The 17,434-nt window shown below is 43.9% G+C and carries 18 protein-coding genes; 3 read left to right on the plus strand and 15 right to left on the minus strand.

Translation table 11 applies throughout. The annotated features are described in order from the left end of the window. Positions 1-8 precede the first annotated feature (8 nt). The 6 genes from A3I5_RS0109405 to A3I5_RS0109430 all read right to left on the minus strand — a co-directional run bounded on the left by A3I5_RS0109405 (position 9) and on the right by A3I5_RS0109430 (position 6,400). Positions 9-1,220, minus strand: coding sequence for an ABC transporter ATP-binding protein (locus tag A3I5_RS0109405; protein ID WP_018374352.1), 1,212 nt, complete (start codon positions 1,218-1,220; stop codon positions 9-11). 2 nt (positions 1,221-1,222) lie between these two features. After that, entirely contained in the window at positions 1,223-2,026 is an 804-nt protein-coding gene (locus tag A3I5_RS0109410; protein WP_018374353.1) for an ABC transporter permease, read from the minus strand. After that, entirely contained in the window at positions 2,023-2,964 is a 942-nt protein-coding gene (locus tag A3I5_RS0109415; RefSeq protein ID WP_018374354.1) for a glycosyltransferase family 2 protein, read from the minus strand. The genes A3I5_RS0109410 and A3I5_RS0109415 overlap by 4 nt, the downstream gene beginning before the upstream one ends. Continuing rightward, entirely contained in the window at positions 2,961-4,109 is a 1,149-nt protein-coding gene (cps2T, locus tag A3I5_RS0109420) for a beta 1-4 rhamnosyltransferase Cps2T (RefSeq protein ID WP_018374355.1), read from the minus strand. Before cps2T ends, A3I5_RS0109415 begins: the two co-directional genes overlap by 4 nt. Positions 4,110-4,399: 290 nt before the next feature. Further along, entirely contained in the window at positions 4,400-6,133 is a 1,734-nt protein-coding gene (gene ptsP / locus A3I5_RS0109425; protein ID WP_018374356.1) for a phosphoenolpyruvate--protein phosphotransferase, read from the minus strand. A gap of 3 nt (positions 6,134-6,136) precedes the next feature. Continuing rightward, positions 6,137-6,400, minus strand: coding sequence for a phosphocarrier protein HPr (locus A3I5_RS0109430; RefSeq protein ID WP_018374357.1), 264 nt, complete (start codon positions 6,398-6,400; stop codon positions 6,137-6,139). 264 nt (positions 6,401-6,664) lie between these two features. Here A3I5_RS0109430 and A3I5_RS0109435 point away from each other — a divergent pair, with 264 nt between their 5' ends. The 3 genes from A3I5_RS0109435 to citC are packed head-to-tail and all read left to right on the plus strand — an operon-like array spanning position 6,665 to position 9,294. After that, complete coding sequence (locus A3I5_RS0109435; protein ID WP_018374358.1) at positions 6,665-7,360, plus strand: GntR family transcriptional regulator; 696 nt, start codon at positions 6,665-6,667, stop codon at positions 7,358-7,360. Then, positions 7,353-8,222, plus strand: coding sequence for a triphosphoribosyl-dephospho-CoA synthase CitG (gene citG, locus A3I5_RS0109440; protein WP_018374359.1), 870 nt, complete (start codon positions 7,353-7,355; stop codon positions 8,220-8,222). The genes A3I5_RS0109435 and citG overlap by 8 nt, the downstream gene beginning before the upstream one ends. 25 nt (positions 8,223-8,247) lie before the next feature. After that, entirely contained in the window at positions 8,248-9,294 is a 1,047-nt protein-coding gene (citC, locus tag A3I5_RS0109445) for a [citrate (pro-3S)-lyase] ligase (protein WP_408640778.1), read from the plus strand. A gap of 85 nt (positions 9,295-9,379) precedes the next feature. Here citC and citX read toward each other — a convergent pair whose 3' ends face one another. The 9 genes from citX to A3I5_RS0109490 all read right to left on the minus strand — a co-directional run bounded on the left by citX (position 9,380) and on the right by A3I5_RS0109490 (position 17,337). Next, positions 9,380-9,943, minus strand: a complete 564-nt coding sequence (gene citX, locus A3I5_RS0109450; protein WP_018374361.1) for a citrate lyase holo-[acyl-carrier protein] synthase — start codon at positions 9,941-9,943, stop codon at positions 9,380-9,382. Between the two features lie 83 nt (positions 9,944-10,026). Further along, positions 10,027-11,313 carry a 2-hydroxycarboxylate transporter family protein gene (locus A3I5_RS0109455; RefSeq protein ID WP_018374362.1) on the minus strand — a complete coding sequence of 429 codons (1,287 nt, stop codon included), beginning with the start codon at positions 11,311-11,313 and terminating at the stop codon, positions 10,027-10,029. A 27-nt stretch (positions 11,314-11,340) separates the two neighbouring features. Further along, positions 11,341-12,879 (minus strand): citrate lyase subunit alpha, encoded by a 1,539-nt coding sequence (gene citF / locus A3I5_RS0109460; RefSeq protein WP_018374363.1) that lies wholly within the window; start codon positions 12,877-12,879, stop codon positions 11,341-11,343. 1 nt (position 12,880) lies between these two features. Next, complete coding sequence (gene citE / locus A3I5_RS0109465; protein WP_018374364.1) at positions 12,881-13,774, minus strand: citrate (pro-3S)-lyase subunit beta; 894 nt, start codon at positions 13,772-13,774, stop codon at positions 12,881-12,883. Continuing rightward, positions 13,762-14,079, minus strand: a complete 318-nt coding sequence (gene citD, locus A3I5_RS0109470) for a citrate lyase acyl carrier protein (RefSeq protein WP_018374365.1) — start codon at positions 14,077-14,079, stop codon at positions 13,762-13,764. The genes citE and citD overlap by 13 nt, the downstream gene beginning before the upstream one ends. Positions 14,080-14,123: 44 nt before the next feature. Beyond that, positions 14,124-15,254 carry a sodium ion-translocating decarboxylase subunit beta gene (locus A3I5_RS0109475; protein WP_018374366.1) on the minus strand — a complete coding sequence of 377 codons (1,131 nt, stop codon included), beginning with the start codon at positions 15,252-15,254 and terminating at the stop codon, positions 14,124-14,126. A gap of 18 nt (positions 15,255-15,272) precedes the next feature. Next, positions 15,273-15,617, minus strand: coding sequence for a biotin/lipoyl-containing protein (locus tag A3I5_RS0109480; protein ID WP_018374367.1), 345 nt, complete (start codon positions 15,615-15,617; stop codon positions 15,273-15,275). A gap of 13 nt (positions 15,618-15,630) precedes the next feature. Next, entirely contained in the window at positions 15,631-15,924 is a 294-nt protein-coding gene (locus A3I5_RS12135) for an OadG family protein (RefSeq protein WP_018374368.1), read from the minus strand. A 12-nt stretch (positions 15,925-15,936) separates the two neighbouring features. Then, positions 15,937-17,337 carry an oxaloacetate decarboxylase subunit alpha gene (locus A3I5_RS0109490; protein ID WP_018374369.1) on the minus strand — a complete coding sequence of 467 codons (1,401 nt, stop codon included), beginning with the start codon at positions 17,335-17,337 and terminating at the stop codon, positions 15,937-15,939. Between the last annotated feature and the right edge of the window lie 97 nt (positions 17,338-17,434).

Here is a 17,434-nt window from a genome sequence, read left to right on the forward strand (position 1 = left end):
TGACAGACCTAATCCTGTATGATTTGCCACTGACCATTTCTTTGGATTAAACCAGTAGCAGAATCCTGTGCCGAACTATCTTCTGGAGAAATATCTTCTCTCTTAATTAAAAAGTATGGACTATTTTCAATATTAGCAAAAGCCAGCATTTCACGATTACGTCCTAAAACCGTGACAACTAATTGCAAGTTAAGATCATTAACATTATCCAAACGGCAGGCGTATCGATATCTCTTATGCCCCTTTGTCATTGTCTTTAAATCCCAAGAGTTATCATTATAAATCCATACTTTCCTATCAATATCTGTCAGTGAAAAAACTAAGAAAGCCTCCTTATCTTCCAAGACATCATAAGATACCTCAAAAATAATGTCATCGTTCGGGGTGATTTGAGAATTTGATATAAGCTTAACTTCGAGATTTTCCACACCAGTCTTGCGCGCGACTCCTTCTTCTGGAGTTTCAGATGTAGCAGTATTGACTACATTATCAACACTATACTGATTCGCCACATCGTATGGATCGCCTTGTGCCTTGATCAACCCATCCTCAATTAAGATAGCTTTGTTACAGTATTTTTTGACCGCACCCATGTCATGGGTAACGAGGATGGTAGTCTTGCCGCTATCTTTTCTCTCTAGAAAGTAGTCGTTACACTTGCGCTGAAAAGCCTCGTCACCTACAGCTAGAACCTCATCGAGTATCAAGATGTCTCCCTGAGCCTTGATGGCTACGGAAAAGGCCAGACGAACCTGCATACCGCTGGAATAGTTTTTGAGTTTTTGGTTCATGAACTCGTGGAGTTCTGCAAAATCAACGATGTCCTCGTACATGGCATCGATTTCTTGAGTGGTGAAACCGAGCATGGCGCCGTTGAGGTAGACGTTCTCCCGACCTGTCAGTTCAGGATTAAAACCGACTCCAAGCTCGATGAAGGAAACCATCTTCCCGTTAACAGTGATAGAGCCTTTTTCTGGCTCATAAATTTGAGAAATAATTTTGAGCAGGGTTGATTTGCCAGAGCCATTTCGCCCTAAAATCCCAAAGAAATCTCCTTCTTCCACATCAAAAGTGATGTCTCTGAGGACATGCTGCTCCTTGTAGCCCTTGATGCCTTTAAAGCGATTGACAAGGGCAGTGCGTAAACTTTGCGTAGTTTCTGTCGGCAGTTTGAAATACTTGCTGACATGATCCACGCGAACTGCTATCTGTTTATCCATTCTTATAAAATCTCCGCAAAGCGTTTGGCATTTTTATTAAATACGATAAGTCCGATGATGAAAATAACCACTGGAATCAAGTAGGGAATTGCTACAATAAAGGGATTTTTTATCAAGTTCCATGTTGTAATGTTAGCCGGATGAATCAAGAGGTGGCGGGCATCCTGAATCATTTGCGCCATGGGGTTTAACATGATGAGCTTCCCTGCTTTCTGGCTATAATTCAAAACGTACGAAAGTGAGTAAATAATCGGTGTCGCATACATTCCAGCCTGCATAATAACTTCCCAGACTGGGCCAATGTCGCGGTATTTGACAAAGAGGGTCGACAAGAGAAATGCAACCCCTGTAGACAGAAGGGCCAACTCCAAGAAAAGTGGAACAATCCAAAGCCATTGCACTGTAATGGGAACACCATTAACTACAGTGAAAAGCATAACTACCAATAAATTAATTCCGAAGTTAATAGCCGCATTAGCTACTGACGACAGAACAATGATTTGCTTGGAAAAATTAAGCTTCCGCAGAAGGTCACCACGCGCCACGATGGAAGTCAATCCCATGGCTGTAGATTCTTGAAAAAAGCTCCACATCACCATCCCTAGCAAGAGGGCTACTGGAAAATGAGGGACATCTCCACCTAAACGCAGAAAACGTACAAAGACAAAATATTGTACAGTAAAAAGTAACAAGGGTTTTAAAATCGACCACAGATAACCAATCAAACTTCCTTGGTAACGCAGTTTAAAGTCCGTTTTAATCATTTCTCGTAAGAGAATACGATTGCTTCTATTGAAAAAATTCATTGAGATTTATGTCTCCTATAAGCAAATTTTGTAAGGATCAGGGTCCGAAAAACAAGAGTATGGAAAAATCTGTTTTTGCCAAGTCCAAAGTCTCGCAATGTTTTTAATCTCCCAAAGGCAGGCTGCTCCATAATATAGACAAATCCTTCCACCATAGCCTTGTCTTCCTGCTTTAAAGGGAAATCCAAGAGCTTTTTGGCTTGCTTTTGCGATGCCTTAATCAAGCTCCAATACTTGTCAAAAAGGACATGGGGCCGAATCCAGTTATTGAATCGCTTGCGCAGGGTTCTAGCGCCAAGAACATTATCCGCGTGCTGACGATACAGTTCAGTCGGCTGAGGTAGATAAATGAGATGCCCAAAGGCAGCTGCCAAGAGAGCTAAGTACCAGTCGTGCATGAGCAGATCATCTGTATCTGTCCAGAGCTGAGCCAAAGCATGATTAATCATCATAGTCCCACCAGTTACAGTGTTTTCCGTCAACTCCTGACGAAGACTGGTATTGGCGTGATCAGACTGCGTCCGAATCATGCTTTCATGCATGACATGGAGCTCCTGATCGACCACCTTGAGGTCTGTGTAGATTAAAAGCGGTGTCTGCTTAGAGTAGGTCTGAGCTGCTTCAAGCTGGATTTGCAACTTGTCTGGCAACCAAACATCGTCCTGATCACTGAAGAAATAATAATCAGCTTTTTCATGCTTGAGCAAGGTGAAAAAACTCTTAATCACACCATAATTATCAAAGGAATTAGGAGTGATCAAACGAATGCGCGCATCCAGCTGCTCATAATCCGCAATAATCTGCCGCGTCTGATCTGTTGAGCCATCATCCCGAATCAGCAGTGTCCAATCTCTAAAGCTTTGCTTGCGAATACTCTCAATCTGCTCTGCTAGATAGCGTTCACCGTTGTAGGTAGCCATAAGGATCGTGACTTTCATGATAAGAATAACTCCTCGTAACTAGAAACAATTTTCGCCCAAGTATAATTTGCCTGAATGTTGTCCTTAGCTTTTTGCCCAAGGATGGAATGATCCACCTCGCCATCCACAAGATCAATCAACCGACTAAGTGACGTTTCCTCTTTTTCCCAGTAAAGGGCGGTATCTAACGCTACTTGGCGGTTGAAATCAACACCCAAAACTAAGTTGAGGTTCGTGTGGGCTAGAGCTTCCAGAAGACCAGGATTGGTGCCGCCAACCTCATGACCGTGAATATAGGCAAAGGCCTGCTGGCGGATATACTTGAGCAAATCCTGATCATAAACTGTTCCTACAAAGCAAATTCGCTCATCCTGATCAAAACCTGTCGCTTCTCTTAATTTCTGGAAATAGGAATTGCCGTCATGATTGGCAATAATTAGAAGTTTGCGCTTGGTCTGTGACGTCATAAACTCACGAATACTAATTTCGTAATTATTTTCTGGAACAAAGCGTCCCAAAATCAAGTAATACTGACCTTCGCTGGTCTGCCATTTATCAAAAAACGCTCTGACCTGCTGTTCTTGACCTGTCAAAGATGATGCTGTCAAATCCGTTCCATAGGCAATCATAGTCGTTTTAGCCCAAGGATAGTTTTTTTGCAGATAAGTTTCAATGCCTGCATTGTCTGCGATGACCAGATCCGCAGACTGGGTCATGGCTTTTTCCGCATGTTTAAGATAAGCTTGGACAGGTCTTGACCATTTGGCACGCCTCCACTCTAGTCCGTCTGGATTGATAAAGAAATGACCCCCAACCTGCTTGATTTTTTTTGCAAAAGGTTTGATAATTCCCCCGATGGTGTTGCCCAAAATATAGAAAATCGGGCGTATCATCTGCTGATCTTGAACCATTTTCAACCCGTAATGAATAGCCATCATATCGTAAGCGATAACTCTTGCTGGGCCTAACTTAGGCGCCTTGATGGTAAAGCAATCCGCACCCTCATAGTCAAAATGGTGGTAGCTCTCCTCATCAGAAAGGCAGGCGACATGGTATTTAATCTGATTACTCTGCTGGTTCTTTACCAACTCTGCCACAAAGGTTTCAAAACCGCCATACTGAGCTGGCAAGCCACGGCTACCAATGATAAAAACGTGTTGCATACTGATCCTTTCATAAGATATGAGAATATTAAAAATGATCAAAGAAATCCAGACAGCTACAATTTAATTAAGTATTCTGTTCCAAATTTGATTCTATTAAACCGAATCGTATTTCTAAACCACAGTCATGAATCCACCCAAAAACGGTATAATCAGTTGATTATACCATTTTTCTCTATTTTTTTCATGCGCTACCCTATACTTCCATCAGAAGACAGCAAAAAAGGAATGGAACTCAACCATCTTCTCATCCAATGGATTGTCTTCATTCCTTTATTAGTTTTTTCAGATTAGTTAGCGTCCACGTATTCTGCTTGAAGGGCGATAACTTCTTCTGCTGTTGAGCACTCTGTCAAAGCACGATGAGCATACTCTTTCATCTTAGCAGAGTCAAGACGTTTCATGAGACTACGCGTACGAAGCACTGACGTAGCCGACATTGAAAACTCATCCAAGCCCATACCGACAAGAAGTGGCACTGCTTGCTGGTCACCAGCCATCTCACCACACATACCTGCCCATTTGCCTTCAGCATGCGCTGCCTTGATGACATTGTCAATCAAGCGAAGGATCGATGGGTTGTAAGGTTGGTAGAGGTACGATACTTGCTCGTTCATACGGTCAGCAGCCATCGTGTACTGGATAAGATCATTGGTACCAATTGAGAAGAAATCAACTTCTTTGGCAAATTGGTCTGCCAGCATTGCTGCCGCTGGGATTTCAATCATAATTCCCACTTGGATATCGTCTGCTACAGCCACACCTTCTGCCAAAAGGTTAGCCTTTTCTTCGTCAAAGACCGCTTTTGCTGCACGAAATTCTTTAAGAAGAGCAACCATCGGGAACATGATGCGGAGTTGACCGTGGACAGACGCACGCAAAAGGGCACGAATCTGCGTACGGAACATGGCATCACCAGTTTCTGAGATAGAAATACGAAGAGCACGGAAACCAAGGAATGGATTCATCTCATGTGGCATATCAAAGTATGGCAATTCTTTGTCGCCACCGATATCCATGGTACGAACGACCACTGGTTTGCCATTCATACCTTCTAGAACTGCCTTATAGGCTTCGTATTGTTCGTCTTCTGTTGGGAAATCTTGCGAATCCATATAGAGGAACTCGGTGCGGTAGAGACCAACTGCTTCTGCACCATTGTCATTCACACCTTCAACATCTTTGGGTGTGCCGATGTTAGCTGCAAGCTCAAAATGTTTACCATCAGCCGTTACAGTTTCAGCATCTTTTAACAGTGCCCACTCAGCCTTTTGCTTAGCATAAGTTTCGCCAGCCTCTTTGAACTCAGTGATTTGCTCAGAAGTTGGGTTGATGATCACTTCACCAGTAATCCCGTTAACAGCTAGGATATCACCTGTCTTCACGCGCTCAGTGATATTATTTGTTCCTAAAACAGCTGCGATTTCAAGCGTACGAGCCATGATAGCTGAGTGACTTGTCCGTCCACCGATGTTTGTCACAAAGGCTTTTACAAATTGTTTGTCCAGCTGAGCGGTGTCAGAAGGTGTCAAGTCATGCGCAATGACGATAGACTCTTCGGAGATAGCTGCTGGGTTTGGTAGAGGCACACCGAGGAGGTTTGCCAAAACACGCTTTGCCACGTCACGAATATCTGCTGCGCGCTCTTGCATGTAGGGGTTATCATCCATGCCTTCAAAGAGAGTGATAAACATGTCTGTCACTTCTTTGAGACCAGCTTCTGCGTTTGTCTTTTTCGCACGGATTGTTTCTTTAATTTGACCGATCATCTCTGGGTCAGAGAGAACCATCGCATGGGCATCAAATACTGCTGCTGCTTCCTCACCTAAGCTAGCTACTGCTTTTTCACGGATAAGAGAAAGCTCGTTTTGTGAGGCAACGAGGGCCGCATCCAAACGAGCTTCTTCTACGTTTGTATCTTCAACTGTAACAGTTTCAAAGGACAAATCCGGTTGAACAAGTAGATATGCTTTAGCAACAGCAACACCATCAGATGCTGCAATTCCTTTAAGCAATTCTGTCATATCTTACGCCAATCCTTCTTTTTCCATAGTTTCAGTGATAGCAGCAAGCGCTTCGTCAGCATCAGCACCTTCAGCAGAGATAGTCACGTCAGCTCCTTGACCAACACCAAGGCTCATTACGCCCATGATTGATTTCAAGTTTACAGACTTACCTTTGTAATCAAGAGTGATGTCTGATGAGAATTTGCTAGCAGTTTGAACCAACAAGGTTGCTGGACGAGCGTGGATACCTGTTTCTGCCACTACGTGGAAATCTTTTGAAGCCATTTTGGTTTCTCCTTTTATGTTTTACAAATTTAGAATTATCTCTGATAACCCTTACAACTCTAGATTATACCACGAATGCTAGGATTTTTCAATCATTAAACGGAGTCTTTTCAGAAAATTCTCCTAGAAACTGACCTGAACTGACTTAATATTTTGAAAAGATAGCAGCTGCAAAAACAAAATGAGGCTACTATTCTAAGGTAGTTTATTGTATAATAGTATTATCAAAACGGAGTAATAAATAGATATGAGAAAGGGAATTTTATGAATCCTTATATCGATATTGTCAGGAAAAATTTTCAACAAAGTCCGCAAAAAACACTCAAAGAAAGCATCTACGATGCCTTTCGCAAGACCATTATCCTTCGTGAGATTCCTGCAGGTGAGCGCATCAACGAAAAAGAGTATGCTGAGCTTTTAAACATTAGCAGGACGCCGATCCGCTATGCTTTGCAAGAATTGGCTAAGGAGGGCTTGGTGGAGCATACGCCTAAGGTTGGTGTCGTGGTGCGTGGCATCAGTCTGGCAGATGCTTATGAAATCTTTGACATTCGTAAAGCTCTTGATGGTCTTGCTACTATCAGGGCTGCTCAGTTGATGTCTGCCGACGATTTTGAAGCACTACGCCTTTTGCTTGAAGAGGGTAACCGACTAGATGCTGCTAATGAAATTGATGCGCTTTTGCAAAATTTTACCGATTTTAACAATTTTATTTATGAGAAGAGCCAAATGCCTCGTATGCAAAATATTGTTGAGACCCTACGAGAATACTTGGTTTACTTCCGAGATGTCTCTATTCGCTCTCATAAGCGCCGCCACATTGCTCTTCAGGAACACTGGGGACTTTACGAAGCGATGAAAGAAAAAGACGAGGGAACTATCCAGAGGATTACCAATCAGCATTTGGATTTCTCTCTCCGCTTTATTATTGAAGAGATGGAGCGCAGAAATATTGGCTAAGTTGACCTTAGAGACTATCGTGCCCATGGCTGCTAAAGGGTTACTTTATGAAGTGAGCCTCAGTCCTAAACCTGGCCTGGTGGACCGTTATAACAACGGTTCTCACCATGATATGGACTTTAACCTCTTCCTTGATAGCAGCATGAGTTTGCTGCCATTTTTTAAGGCTTACTTCGAAGCTGGTCTAAAGCATGACGGCTCCCTTCCTCTCCTCTTTGATAAGGCACGCACCATTGGCATTGAAGCTGAAAAAGCCATGTTTACAGCAACGAAAGGCACCAATACACATAAGGGTGCGAATTTTTCTTTTGCTCTTATCCTTGCTGCCCTAGGCTATTTTCTCAAGCATCACCCTCAGCTTGATGTATTGACAGCTGAGAATAGCGAGGCCGTTTTAACCTCAACTGCAGATATGTGCTACGTCAGCGTCATGGCTGATTTTGACGCTATCGCTGGCAAACGTCAGCTTTCTTATGGGGAAAAGCTTTATGTCGACCATGGACTGATGGGAATTCGCGGTGAAGCAGTTTCTGGTTATAAAAGCGTGAGAAAGCTCTTACTACCTGCCTTGAGAAAAAATCTCAAACTCTACTCAACTGAAGAAGCTTTCCTAAGGGCAATGATTCTCTTGATGAGCCAGATTGAAGACGGCAATCTCATCCATCGCGGTGGCATCGAAGTCTGGCAGCAGATCCAGACTGAGTGCCAGATTGTTCTTACGAGAAATTTATCTTCTCAGGACTTCTACCAATGGCTGAGAGACTATGACCAACTGCTCATTGAGCGTCACCTCAGCCCAGGCGGGACTGCTGATCTGCTAGCACTCGGTTACTTCTTCATGCAGTTAGAAGGGTTTTTGTGAGAACTTTTCGATTTTTTACGGAGGAATTTTGATGTCTTGGACCGTTTCAACTATTTACCCGTCTGACAAGAGAGGTCAGGCTAAGGTCAGCCAATTACTTGAACAAGAAGGTATCCAAAAGGATGGCAATCTTGATTATACTTGTGGTATTTTTAACGATGCTTACGAGTTGGTCGCTACAGGCTCTTGCTATGGCAATACGCTGCGCTGTTTAGCAGTGGACAGCAACTATCAGGGCGAAGGTCTGATGAACACGGTCATCACGCATCTAACCTCCTACCAATTTGAGCAGGGCAACACTCACCTCTTTCTCTATACCAAGCCCGAATCCTCCCCTTTCTTTGCTGATCTCGGCTTTTATGAAATCGCCAGAGGCAACAACATTGTTTTTCTCGAAAATAAAAAAAATGGTTTCCAAACCTATCTCAATCGTCTGAAAAAGCCTAAAACCTCTGCAAAAACAATTGCTGCCCTCGTCATGAATGCCAATCCTTTCACGCTTGGCCATCTCTACTTAGTAGAAAAAGCTGCTAAAGAAAACGATCTGCTCCATCTTTTTATCGTCAGCGAAGATAGCAGTCTGGTTCCTTTTACCGTTCGTAAGCAATTGGTCATGGCTGGCACCGCTCATCTGGATAACATCATTTACCATGACACAGAGTCCTACATGATCAGCCAAGCTACCTTCCCTAGCTATTTCCAGAAAGACAGCGAAGCGGTCATTCGAAGCCAAGCAGCAATCGACTTGAGTATTTTCACTCAAATTGCTAAAGCACTTGGCATTACCAAACGCTATGTCGGAGAAGAACCGCAAAGTTTTGTAACTAATCTCTACAATCAGGTCATGTCAGAGCTTCTACCTCAAGCCGGTATTGACTTTGTCGTGATTCCTAGAAAGACAGAAAACGACAAAGCTATCAGTGCTTCTACCGTTCGTCAACTGATCAAAGATGGCCAGTTTGATACCTTGACTAACTTGGTTCCTGAAACAACCTTGGCTTTCTTTCAAAAACCAGAAGCACAACCCATTATTGACCGTATCCAAGCCGAGAAAAATGTCATTCATTATTAAAAGACAAAAGAAGAGAGTGCAACAACCAGTCACCACGGTTGTTTGTACCACCCTCTTCTTTTACTATATGCTCCACGCAAAACACTCAAATGATATGGTCATCTTTAGCCATTTGGGTGATCCGTTCTTGCATTTCGGCTACAGAATGTGTCCGATTACGGCCGCAGGCTTTAGCGGATTGATCACAGATGAGACAGTGACGCTCTGGAAAACCAAGTTCTGTCCGCGAAAGACTTTGTAGAGCTGATTGCTCCAGTCCGACTTTTTCATCATCATTCCTGTAAATGACATCAATATCATACAAGCGTCCAATAGCTGAGGCCTGCTCCACCTCAATCATCAATTCCTTAACGCGCTTTGCCTCCTCATTAACAAGCATGAACGCTTCAATACCAGCTCTACTATTAATGATTTTCTGGTGAGCGACATCCAAGTCTGCCATCATCACAGCTCTGGTCACCTCATCTAAACCGTGCTGAAAGAGCTTCTTAATCGCATCATTATTCTTGATTGGCCCAGGGATGTTACACTTATAGTTAATCAGCGTACATTCTGGAAATTTCTCTAGCAGTTCTGTCTGTAATCGTACACGATATTCCCGTGCATCTAAAACTTCATGAAGTGTGACTTCTTCTCCTGTTTGAAACATAACCTCTCCTGTCATTTGTCCAAATACTATAACGAAAAAGAAGGTGAGAGCAAACCTGTCCCACCTTCCCGTTGTCTTATTTTTTATAGGAACATACCGAAGATAATACTTGCGATAACCAGTACCAAACCACCACCAAGACGAGATGATAATTGGGCATAAGAGATCAAGTCCATACGCTCAGCAGCACCAAGTACGGCCAAGTCGCCCGAACCACCACGGTTAGCCATACAAAGACCAGCTGTAACCGCAGAATCGATTGGGTAGAAACCTACGAGGTAACCAACCACGGCAGATCCAAGGATAGCACCGACAACGATAACAAAGGCCATAACCACATTTGAGAATGTGATAGCTGCTGCTAATTCACCAAGGTCAGTATCAATACCAACACCTACCATGATGATCAAAATCATGTTCTTGGTAAAGAAACTTTGAAGGACTGTGGCTGCTTTGCGCACATAAGTTGGGATAATACCAGTTGCATTGGCAATTACCACAAAGATGATCATGTAAGCAAAAGTGTGGATTTGAACACCAAAGACTGACGGCAACAAGACTTCGCTAAAGAGACGACCCAAAGCGTAGAAGGAAAGCGCAAGAAGGAGTGCCCCACCGTAGTCAATCATAGACAATTTCACATCTTCTTTTTGAACTTCGATTTCATCGCTCTTTCTCATGAGCGTCTTACCATCACCGGTTAATTGAGGTTGTTTCTTACCGATACCATTTAAGATACCAGCTGTAATGATGGCAAAGATATTAGCGATAGTCAAGATTGTAATCGCAAAACTGTAGTAAGTCGCAGCTGGTTCACCAGTTGTTTTTTCATAGATTTGGCTTAATGGCACAGCGCCTGCACCGTTACCACCGCCCATGATTGGCAATACGTATTTAATCATAACGTCTGCTGGGCTAATCCCAAACATCAAGCCAAAGATTGCACCAATTAGGCCCGCACCTGCAACACCACCGAGGATAGCTGGGATGTAACCAGCCATGGAGCGAAGCAACAACTTGCGCTCAAGGCCTAGGATTGAACCAGTAATTAGGATGACGATGAAGAAAGTCAAAAAGTTAACATCTTCTGTCGCCCAGTTCATCAGGGTCACATATTTTTCTGGGATCGCCTTGAAATAAACCAAAGCTGAACTTCCCAAGAATGCTAAGACTAACCCACCACCGATGTAGGTGTTCCAAATTGGGATGCGTTTCCCAATTTCGTTAAAGATAACACCGATCGAAAGCATGATGGCAAAGGCGCCAGCCAGATCTTCAGACAAAGCACCCGTGTACATAGCTGCCAAACAGATGGCAATTAATCCTGCGATGAGCGCAGGCGGTAAACCTAGAAATTTCACGTTCTTCATGAAATTCTCCTCCCTTTTTTAAAAAAATTATTTTACGTTTTTAACAGTATCAATCAGCGTCCCATCACGGTATTCAATCAAGGCAACGACCTTGTCTCCGTATTCGATTGGGTCTGGCTGCCCAACAATTGCATAGGCTTTTTCTTGCAATTCTTTGATGGTGAATTGTGGCACTTTCAAGTTCTTGAAGTGTTCTACTAAGTCAGGGCGATTAGGGTTGATAGCAATACCAATTTCAGTCACGACGACATCGACACTAGTACCTGGTGTGATAACGGTATTAACTTTCTCCACAAAGGTCGGAATGCGACCACGAACAAGTGGCGAAATAACCAAGCTCATCTTAGAAGCAAAAGCTGTGTCACAGTGACCGCCAGATGCACCGCGGATAACCCCGTCAGAGCCCGTCATAACATTGACATTAAAGTCTGTGTCAACTTCAAGCGCTGATAGGATACAAGTATCCAAACGGTTCACCATAGAGCCCTTGCTAAGTGGTGAAGCATACATGTTGGCATCAATTTCATAGTGTTTACCAGCATTGCGATCCAGTGATAATGCTGATGGGTGATCAAAGTCTTGGACATCGATAATTTTCTCAACTAAGCCTTCTTCTAAGAGTTCCACCATAGCGTTTGTAATCCCGCCGAGGGCAAAGCTTGCTGTAATGCCATCCTTAAGCATGGCTTCGCGAATAAAGCGTGTAACAGCTAGAGAGGCACCACCTGTACCCGTTTGGAAAGAGAAACCTTCCTTGTAGTAAGGTGAGTTGGTAATCACTTTTGCTGCGTATTCCGCAATCAAAAGTTCCTTAGGATTCTTGGTGAAGCGAGTTGCCCCCTTAGCAATCCCTTTAGGATCTCCGATTTCATCAACGACAACAACATAGTCAACATCTGTCTGTGGAATACTAATCGGTGTGTTTGGATAAGGCACCAAGGTATCTGTAATGATAACGACTTGATCAGCATACTTGGCATCAACCATAGCATAGCCAAGCGACCCACAGGTTGCCTTACCTTTGGTACCGTTAGCATTACCGTAAGCATCTGAACTTGGAGCACCGAGAAAAGCCACATCAATATGAACATCTCCACGCGCAATAGCACGCGCACGACCACCGTGGGAACGGATAACTACTGGATTTTCCATGATTCCTTCTGAAATCGCTGCGCCTAGTTTATCACGCAAGCCACTTGAGGTGATATTGGTAACAACGCCATTTTTAATATGCTCAATTAACGGTTCATGGACATTGGCGATGGAACTTGGAGCAATAGACAGGTTTTTGAAGCCCATCTTAGCAATCTCATCCATCACCATGTTCATGACATAATCACCTTCACGGAAATGGTGATGGAAAGAAATGGTCATGCCATCTTTCAAGCCCGTTTTCTCAATCGCTTCACGCAGGGAAGATACCAACTTTTCATCACCTGGTTTAGCTGGTTTTACCTGACGGCTTGACTCTTGATACTCTTTGATGTTTTCAAGCTCTCCTTGGAAAACGCCAAACTGATCAGCATATTCTTGAGGAATCTCGCGTCCTAATTTGTTTACAACCATCTTAAGCCTCCTCTTCTTCAATCAAGCCAGCAGCCTTAGCAAGAGCCAAGACACGTTCTGCACGCTCAACAATCGGTTTGTCAATCATTTTACCATTGAGGGAAATAACGCCAGAACCTTTGCTTTCTGCTTCTGCAATGGCAAACATGACATTGCGCGCTTGGTCAATTTCTTTTTCAGTTGGTGCAAAGACATCGTTAACCACTGGAATTTGACGCGGATTGATGACCGATTTTCCATCAAATCCAAGTTGCTTGATGCGCTCTACTTCACGGCGGAAGTTGTCCATATCATTGACATCTGAAAAGACCGTATCAACCGCTGCAATACCAGCAGCACGGGCAGCATGAACAATCATCGAGCGGGCAAAGAAGAGCTCTTCTCCGTTGCGGTCTGGGTAGCGCTTGGTCTTCATAGAGGTCACATAGTCCTCCGCACCAAGAGCGATCCCAACGACACGCTCGCTAGCAGTTGCGATTGCTAAGGCATTGAAGACACCTGTTGGGCCTTCAATAGCACAGAACATCTTGGTTGATCCGACTGGGCGACCGATTTTTTCTTCAACTTCTGTGATAACCTCAGCTACATCTAGCACGTCTTGAGCCGTTTCTGTCTTCGGCAGGCGGATACAGTCAATACCTGCACGAACCATAGCCTCAATATCATCACGCCCACCAGCTGAGAGGTCATTGATCCGAACGATGGTTTCAGTATTGCCAAAATCAAACGTTTTTACTGCTTGATAAACAAGGAAACGAGACGTATCTTTTTCTTTTAATGACACTGAGTCTTCCAAGTCAAACATGATCGAATCAGCACCGTAGAGATTAGCATCTCGAAGCATCGCAGCATTGCTCGCTGGGACAAACATCATTGTTCTTCTTAAACGTTCCATGCTTCAATCTCCTCCCAGTTAATGTTGCCAACAGTATCGCTAGCGCGGTGTGCGGCTGCAATCACGCGGGCTTTGACGGTACAGTCCAAAGCCCCCTTGTCAACAGCTTCAATCTTGGCTGATGTAATACCAAGATTTTGAACCGTTTCTAAAATAACCTTGCGAATTTGACGGCCGAATTGCTTTTCAACAGAGCTTTCCAGACTCAACTCAATTCCTTGAGTAGAACTTGGTTCGATTAGAACTTGGATATCTGAGGATTCCACAGTTCCTGCGAGCCCTGCTTGTTTAATTTCAAAACTCATTATAATTGTCCTTTCTGATGTGAACTAACGATTCATTAAACGATTTACCCGAAGTATTGTAATAACACGCCTGCTGCAACGGCAGAACCAATAACGCCAGCAACGTTAGGTCCCATGGCATGCATGAGCAAGAAATTGGACGGGTCCTCTTCGACACCAACCCCTTGTACCACACGTGCTGCCATCGGCACAGCTGACACCCCAGCAGCACCGATCATCGGATTGATTTTCCCTTTAGTCAAATGATACATGAGACGTCCCATCAAGACCCCTGCTGCTGTTCCTGCCGCAAAGGCAATGAGCCCCAAGAGAATAATTTTAAGCGTATCTGGTGAGAGAAGAACCTCTGCTTTTGCCTTCGCACCGACACTGACACCGAGAAGAATGGTGATGATGTACATGAGGGAGTTTGACAATGTCTCAGTAATCTTTGGCACTTGACCAGATTCCTTAATCAGATTCCCAAGCATCAACATCCCGATAAGCGGTGCAGATGACGGCAATAACAAAACGGTAAAGATGGTAACAATAATTGGAAAGAGAATCTTTTCCTTCTTAGACACTGGGCGCAATTGCTGCATCTTAACCTTGCGTTGCTCTGGTGTTGTCAACGCTCTGATGATAGGCGGTTGAATGATTGGCACCAAAGCCATGTATGAATAGGCTGCTAGTGCGATGGTTGAAAGCAAATGCGGAGCCAGCTGACTAGACGTGTAAATCGCTGTCGGACCATCTGCCCCACCGATAATCCCGACAGAGGCAGCTTCTGGACCCGTCATACCCAGCATGATTGACCCAAGAAGGGCTACAAAAATCCCAACCTGAGCTGCACCACCAAGAAGCAAGGTCTTAGGGTTGGAAATCAAGGGACCAAAGTCTGTTGTCGCACCCAAACAAAGGAAGATCAGCGGAGGATAAATCCCCTTATCAACCCCTTGGTATAGGTAATAAATGAGACCACCACCAGAACCATCAACAGGTGGATCCATAAGACCGCCTAAGGGAAGATTCACCAAGAGCATCCCAAATGCAATCGGAATCAACAAATACGGCTCATAGCCTTTAGCAATCGCAAGATAAAGAAAGAGACAGGCCAGACCGATAACAATCACCGCAGGAAGATCTAAAGCGAAAAGCCCCGATGACCTGAGCATATCAATAAGTGCATCAAACATAAGAGTTTATACCTCCCTTTACAATGTGACTAAGACAGCACCTGCTTCTACTTGTGCGCCTTTAGTGACAAGGACTTCACTCACTGTTCCATCTTCTGGCGCCACAATTTCATTTTCCATCTTCATTGCTTCTAAAATGCAAAGCACTTGACCTGATTTAACAGCTTCTCCTGCAGTCACATTGACAGCGATAATGGTTCCTGGCATAGGAGCATTGACTGGTGTTCCAGCTGATGCTGGCGCTGCAGTTGCTCCCGAGGTTGCTGGTTCAGCTGCTGGTTGTGCTTGGAAATCACTTGCGGATACTTCTTCGACAGTGACATCATAGGTTTTGCCATTGACAGTGATATGGTAATTTTTCATTTGTTTGAACTCCTTATTTAATGCGTTTTATAGAACAGATTCGGTATTTCTTATCTTGTTGATCTTCGTTAGCCCTGATTAAAGCCGTTAGAACGGCAACCATTTTACTTTCTTCATCTTCAACCAAGGCAGTCCCTGCAGGAACTCCTTTGGGCTGAGACAGTGTTTGAACTTGGTCGCTCGGCTTGTCTCCGCCAATATATTTGAAACCTTCAACGATAAACATCAAGCCAGCAAGTACGATCATAACAACAGTGATTGCGACTACTGAAAGTCCAAGAGCCTCTACTATAGTAATGTTTTCCAAGTCTTGCCTCCTTTACATGATTGCTTCGATACGAATTGGGCCTTCTGATGGCGCACTAGCCACTTCAGACTCTGGGTTGTATTTTTTCTCTAAAAATTCCTTGCCCAGTTGAGGGAACATCGCGCAGATCAAGACGTCTTCGTCAGATTGTGCTAAACCTTCTAGCTCAGCTTTCATATGATCAAATTCAGGCTCTAGCAGGTCTGCTGGCCTTACTGTAATCACTTCTTCGTCTCCGATGATCGTCTGTTTGATCTCATCACTGATCGGAGCTGGTGACTGACCGTATTTCCCACGAACATAGTCCTTGATTTCATTTGGAATCATCTTATAGCGCTGACCAGTCAAGACATTAAAGACCGCCTGCGTGCCGACCATCTGACTCATTGGCGTTACCAACGGTGGGTATCCTAAGTCTTCACGAACTTTTGGCACTTCTTTCAATACGTCATCATAAAGATGCTCTGCATTAGCTTGTTTGAGTTGCGCATAAAGGTTTGAGAGCATCCCACCCGGCACTTGATAGAGAAGGGTCTGTGGCTCAATGCCCATAATCTTAGGCGCTAAAATCCCCTCTTCGATGTACTTGGCTTTAATCGGTTTGAAATAATCACTAATAGCAATCAGCGCCTGATCGTCTAGACCAGTATCATAGCCTAATTCCTTGAGAACAACAGCTAAGCTTTCTGTCGCTGGCTGACTAGTTCCCCCTGCTAAAGGCGATATAGCTGTATCAATGATATCAGCTCCAACTTCAACAGCTGATAAGTAAGTCATCTCAGCCGTACCACTCGTTGCATGAGTATGGATTTCGATAGGAAGATCCGTCACTTCTTTCAGAGCTGGAATCAATTCTCTAACTGCGGCCGGCGTCAAAATCCCTGCCATATCCTTGATACAAAGCGAATCTGCACCAAGAGAGACCAATTCTTTTGTTAACTTTTGATAGTAAGGAATCGTATGGACAGGACTTGTCGTGTAGCAGATCGTCACTTGGGCATGTTTGCCATATTTTTTAACGGCTTTAACGCTTGCTTCAAGGTTTCGAACATCGTTTAAGGCATCGAAGATTCGGAAGATGTCCATGCCGTTTTTGACAGCTGCTTCAATAAACTTTTCAACAATATCATCTGCATAATGACGATACCCCAAAAGGTTTTGACCACGAAGCAACATTTGAAGAGGTGTGTTCGGTGCTTGTTTCTTAAATTGTCTCAAACGCTCCCACGGATCTTCATTCAAATACCTGACAGAAGCATCAAAGGTTGCACCTCCCCAGCACTCAAGTGCATTGTAGCCCGCTCTGTCTAGCTCTGCCATGATTGGTAACATCTCATCCGTTCTTAACCGTGTCGCCATCAAACTTTGATGCGCATCTCGAAGAACTGTCTCCGTAAAACGAATTTGCTTCATTAAGACCACCTTTTCTAAAAATTAATTATTGGTAGGCGCTTTCAAGCCATCTTTAGCTCTAGTATACCATTATTTGTGCGTATTTTTTCAAAAAGAC

Origin of the sequence: Streptococcus merionis DSM 19192 (genome assembly GCF_000380085.1) — a bacterium.
GTDB lineage: Bacteria > Bacillota > Bacilli > Lactobacillales > Streptococcaceae > Streptococcus > Streptococcus merionis.

Excerpts from the sequence above, each read along its gene's own strand:
- citE (WP_018374364.1), bottom strand. The coding sequence starts at position 13,774 with ATGGAACGTTTAAGAAGAACAATGATGTTTGTCCCAGCGAGCAATGCT.
- A3I5_RS0109490 (WP_018374369.1), bottom strand. The coding sequence starts at position 17,337 with ATGAAGCAAATTCGTTTTACGGAGACAGTTCTTCGAGATGCGCATCAA.
- ptsP (WP_018374356.1), bottom strand. The coding sequence starts at position 6,133 with ATGACAGAATTGCTTAAAGGAATTGCAGCATCTGATGGTGTTGCTGTT.
- A3I5_RS0109475 (WP_018374366.1), bottom strand. The coding sequence starts at position 15,254 with ATGTTTGATGCACTTATTGATATGCTCAGGTCATCGGGGCTTTTCGCT.
- A3I5_RS0109430 (WP_018374357.1), bottom strand. The coding sequence starts at position 6,400 with ATGGCTTCAAAAGATTTCCACGTAGTGGCAGAAACAGGTATCCACGCT.
- A3I5_RS0109415 (WP_018374354.1), bottom strand. The coding sequence starts at position 2,964 with ATGAAAGTCACGATCCTTATGGCTACCTACAACGGTGAACGCTATCTA.
- citF (WP_018374363.1), bottom strand. The coding sequence starts at position 12,879 with ATGGTTGTAAACAAATTAGGACGCGAGATTCCTCAAGAATATGCTGAT.
- A3I5_RS0109410 (WP_018374353.1), bottom strand. The coding sequence starts at position 2,026 with ATGAATTTTTTCAATAGAAGCAATCGTATTCTCTTACGAGAAATGATT.
- citX (WP_018374361.1), bottom strand. The coding sequence starts at position 9,943 with ATGTTTCAAACAGGAGAAGAAGTCACACTTCATGAAGTTTTAGATGCA.
- A3I5_RS0109455 (WP_018374362.1), bottom strand. The coding sequence starts at position 11,313 with ATGAAGAACGTGAAATTTCTAGGTTTACCGCCTGCGCTCATCGCAGGA.
- cps2T (WP_018374355.1), bottom strand. The coding sequence starts at position 4,109 with ATGCAACACGTTTTTATCATTGGTAGCCGTGGCTTGCCAGCTCAGTAT.
- A3I5_RS0109435 (WP_018374358.1), top strand. The coding sequence starts at position 6,665 with ATGAATCCTTATATCGATATTGTCAGGAAAAATTTTCAACAAAGTCCG.
- A3I5_RS0109480 (WP_018374367.1), bottom strand. The coding sequence starts at position 15,617 with ATGAAAAATTACCATATCACTGTCAATGGCAAAACCTATGATGTCACT.
- A3I5_RS0109405 (WP_018374352.1), bottom strand. The coding sequence starts at position 1,220 with ATGGATAAACAGATAGCAGTTCGCGTGGATCATGTCAGCAAGTATTTC.
- citD (WP_018374365.1), bottom strand. The coding sequence starts at position 14,079 with ATGAGTTTTGAAATTAAACAAGCAGGGCTCGCAGGAACTGTGGAATCC.